The sequence below is a fragment of the Yeosuana sp. genome (genome assembly GCF_057126245.1).
Genome location: NZ_DBNGMQ010000113.1, coordinates 1 through 4,648, shown reverse-complemented (window position 1 = coordinate 4,648; position 4,648 = coordinate 1). Strand labels below are relative to the sequence as shown.

Sequence of the window (4,648 nt, the reverse complement as noted above, 5' to 3'; positions counted from 1 at the left end):
TTGTTATGTTGGTAAAAAAGGTTATAGAAGAGATGACTAATCAAAAAACATTAGCCATAGAAGTCCTGTCTATTGGAATATGGTTGGCATTATATATAGCGTTTATTGGCCCATTGATTGATAAGTTTTTTTGGCCCTATGATGATTTGTATTTTAGCTTCAGTTTTGGTCTATTCTTTATCATTCTAACAGCTTATTTCATTATTAGAATGATTATAAACCTCATCACTGGTAAAAAAGTTCTTTATTCAAAATAATTGTTGGCTGCAATAATTATAAAAATTATTTAAACGTTTATAAACAATAACTCTTAAAATTTTAAACAAGTGAAAAAAGCATTCATTCTATTCATTTTAGGCTTTATAATGATAGTTGCCGCATGCCAGAATCAAAAAAAAGATTCGCAGGAGAGCAGTAAAAACTTAAAATCAGAGAATCAATTTGACCTTCCTGACAGTTTATCATCGAGGAGAATATCTTTCGTCTTAAATCTAAAACAACGTGTTGCCGAAAAAACTTGGCCTGGCTTTGGTGAAAAACATACTGAAGGAACATTAATATACTTTAATGTTGATAAATCTGAAGTATTCTTTCCTAATGCACAGGTAATTAAAACTCTGGATGACTACGACCAATATGGTAAAAATTATTTGTTGACTTCAAGAACAGACAGTATTCCGTATCATATGGAAAACATGTTGAGTTTTGATAAAGCAGATGCATCTCGGTTTTTCTATGATAGTCCAGTGGAACAATATTCTTCAGTCGAAGAAATTGGGAACTACATTCCATCTGTGGAAAGCACAGAAATGTGGTCGACAATGGTTATACATGAAATGTTTCACCACTATCAGCTCAATAATGAAAACTATAGGGCATATGCTAAATCACCTATTAGTACATCAGCCCTTAATCCCAATAATATAATTTCAATATGCAAAGAAGATCAAAACTTCTTACCAATGATCCAAAATGAAAATGAATACCTCATGCAGGCCCTGTTAGAAGAAGACACAAGTATTCGTGACGAATTGATTTCTAAATACTTAAATGCCCGTGAAAGTCGTATGCATAGATATAGCGAAGCGTATCCAGATTTAGAGCAAGTAGAGAATTTTTATGTGATACAGGAAGGATCAGCCAGATATATTGAGTATGAGAGCATGCTAATTCTATCAGATTATGCCAATAATTCTAATTCACCTGTAATTTCGAATGACCCCATGTTTAAATCGTATTCAGAATTTAAAGAGGTCGACCTTAATCATAAGGCATTCGACTACCTTACCTACGCAAGTCCTTCAACTTATTATTATGCTATTGGCTTTAATATGATGCGTCTTTTAGATGAATTAAATGTTGAATATAAATCAAAATTGCTGAACAATCCAGACATAGGTTTGCATAAATATTTAGAAGATTACATCAATACTTTAACTGATAAAAGAAAAATTAAAAACGATTAATAAAAACGGAAATCCATCTTTATTCCAAACACTGCAATACTTGAGTAAGTTTTGTAAATTAACCAAAAATTTAAAATTACAGACCACAAATGGTTGAAATAAGCAACATAGAAAAATTCTACAAGACAGACGACATCCAGACACTTGCCTTAAACAAATTTTCAATGAAGGTTAAAGAAGGTGAGTTTGTTGCGATTATGGGACCATCTGGTTGTGGCAAAACAACCCTTCTAAATATCATTGGCTTAGTGGATAATGCAGATGCTGGCAGTTATTTATTAAATGGTAAAGAGGTATCGCATTTAAACGAAAGAAAACGGTCTAAATTCAGAAAGCAAAACATAGGCTTTGTATTTCAAAGTTTTAACCTTATCGACAATCGAACGGTTTTTGAAAATGTAGAATTACCCTTAATCTATAATAATGTCAAACAATCTGAGCGCAAAGAAAAGGTAGAGTCCTTGCTGAAAAAGATGCAAATTATGCACCGGCGAAACCACTTTCCTCAACAATTATCTGGAGGTCAACAACAACGGGTTGCTATTGCAAGGGCTGTAGTAAATAATCCTAAAATTATCCTTGCAGACGAACCTACAGGAAACCTCGATTCTACAAATGGTAACGAGGTTATGGATTTGTTATCCGATTTAAACGATAACGGAACGACCATAATCATGGTTACTCATAGTGAACATGATGCGAAGTACAGCCATCGAATTATCAGAATGCTCGATGGCCAAAAAGTGAGCGAAAATATGTTGAAAATTTAAAGCCTATTCCTATTAAACCATGATGTTCACCAACTTTTTAAAGATAGCATGGAGAAACTTGATTAACAATAAGTTGTTCTCAGTCATCAATATCATTGGCATTATGGTTGGGTTTAGTTTTTCTCTCCTTATAGGTCTCATAATTTATTATGAATCAACTTTTGAGTATTTCCATAAAGATAAAGATCTTATCTACAGAGTTGTTTCAGAAACCAAGTCACCCACCGAAACATTCTTTTACTCAGGTGCAACATTAGCCTTAAAAGATGCTATAATAAACAATTCAAACTTTGAGCAGGTAGGTAGTATTTTTATGTCGCAACCTAACAACGTAACCGTAAAAAAAACAGAGAAAACATTTAACACGCCAAAGTATGTTGTCTTTGCAGAACAAGATTACTTTAAAATTTTTAACTACACGTTTTTGGCAGGCAATGCGATAAATCCATTAGAAAATGAATCTAATGTTGTTTTAACTGAAAAAAGTGCTAAAAGGTATTTTCCAGATCTGGCTTTAAATGAAATTATAGGGGAAACCTTAACTTATGATTCATTAGAAGTAACAATTACGGGAATTGTAGAAGATCTTCCAAAACGAACAGACCTTGTTTTTCAAGAGTTTATTTCATGGCCAACCATTCTTAAATCTCGGAATAGAAAGCTCGTTGAAGAAAAAAACTGGAACCTTACTACTTCAGATTTTCAATTGTTTGTAAAGCTTACACCAAATGCTGACCTTGAAGATATTCAAAAATTATTTGATCGACTAACTCGTGAAAATAGAAATAATCTTGTTTTAGAAAATAGTATTACAAACTCTATAAGGCTTCAGCCTTTGTTAGATATGCACTTTAATGAATTATATCAAATCCATAATTGGCAAGATAAGCGTGCAAATAAATCATTATTGAAGAATTTTGGACTAATAGCACTGTTTCTATTGTTGTTAGGATGTGCAAATTTTATTAATCTGACTACCGCTCAGGCAACACAACGTGCAAAAGAAATTGGAATCCTTAAAATATTGGGTTGCAGCAAACAACAATTGATTACACAATTTATGGCAGAGACGTTTTTGTTAGTCCTTGTTTCAGCTGTGATTTCTGTTGCCTTAATGGATACCTTATTAATTGTTTTTGCAGATTTTGTTCCTGAAGGGTTAACAATAGACTTTCTTTTTCATCCTGAAATCTTAATTTGTATTTTTATTTTGATTGTTTGTATAACATTGCTTTCAGGGTTTTATCCAGCATTTGTGTTATCGAAATATAAACCTGTAAAAATTTTAAAGAACAAGTTTTTAGTTGGCAATAAAAAAGCAATCCCTAGAAAAATCTTAACAGTAATTCAATTCGGCATTGCACAGGTTTTTATAATTGGTGCATTGTTGGTTAATAGTCAGATTAATTTCATGCTTACAAAGGATATGGGATTTAATAAAGAGACTACAGTATCTGTTTACCAACCCTTAATTGCAAGAAATTTAAATAATTTAAAATCTCTGGCCAGCAAAATAAAAGAAGTTGAGGCTGTGGAAACATTGACAATGTGTTTTAACCCACCAGCCTCTAATAATGTATTTTTTAGTGATTTTACACGCAAAACAGATTCAGCTGATATAACTAAGCAGATGCGATTTCTTTTTGGAGATATAAATTATTTGAATGCATTTGATATTGACTTAATAGCAGGTAGAGAAAGAAAACATGACACTGTTAAAGAAGTGGTAATTAATGAAACAGCTTTAAAAACATTAGGTTTTAATAAACCTGAGGATGCCATAAATGAAAAGGTTATTCTTTATCCCGACACCATAAAAATAGTTGGTGTTATGAAGGATTTTCACCAGAATTCTCTTCATAATCCAATAGAACCCCTTGTACTACGAGGTGATTGGTATAATGCTAAGTTTAGTCAGTTTCAAATGATCAGTATGAAGGTAAAGCCGCTTTCAGGAGGAAGGATTAGTGAAGTTATAAATGAAATAGAAAACAGGTACAAAGAAGTCTATCCAAATACAGAAATGAAGTTAGAATTCATGAATGAGACTGTTAAGGATTTTTATGGTAGAGAACAGAAAATATCCAAGCTATTAAAATGGGCATCTGGCTTGTCTATCTTAATTAGTTGTTTGGGTCTTTTAGGTTTGGTCATTTATACTACCAATATGCGTGTAAAAGAAATTGGAATACGAAAAGTGGTTGGAGCATCGGTTTTAGAAATTTATATTTTGCTTTGTAAAGAATTTATAATCCTCGTTGGTATAGCATTTATTGTTGCTTCACCTATTGCGTATTACCTAGTTAATCAATGGTTAAATTTATTTACATATAAAGTTTCTTTGAGTATTTCAAATTTCTTAATTGGTGGCTTAATTATGATATTATTTTCATTTGTGGTTATGAGTATAAC

At 32.0% G+C, this 4,648-nt stretch carries 4 protein-coding genes; all 4 read left to right on the top strand.

Going from position 1 to position 4,648, the window contains the following annotated elements; translation table 11 throughout:
• The coding region (locus AC15TD_RS15055) for a hypothetical protein (RefSeq protein ID WP_484452966.1) at positions 1-257 on the top strand (257 nt) is incomplete at its 5' end.
• A gap of 69 nt (positions 258-326) precedes the next feature.
• Positions 327-1,466, top strand: coding sequence for a hypothetical protein (locus AC15TD_RS15050; protein WP_484452965.1), 1,140 nt, complete (start codon positions 327-329; stop codon positions 1,464-1,466).
• Between the two features lie 89 nt (positions 1,467-1,555).
• Entirely contained in the window at positions 1,556-2,236 is a 681-nt protein-coding gene (locus tag AC15TD_RS15045; RefSeq protein WP_331631486.1) for an ABC transporter ATP-binding protein, read from the top strand.
• Positions 2,237-2,255: 19 nt separating this feature from the next.
• Positions 2,256-4,648, top strand: a 2,393-nt coding sequence (locus AC15TD_RS15040) for an ABC transporter permease (RefSeq protein WP_484452964.1), incomplete at its 3' end; no start/stop codon positions are given.

What these genes read in the sequence shown, in the direction of transcription:
- AC15TD_RS15045 (WP_331631486.1), top strand. Translation starts at nt 1,556, where the DNA reads ATGGTTGAAATAAGCAACATAGAAAAATTCTACAAGACAGACGACATC.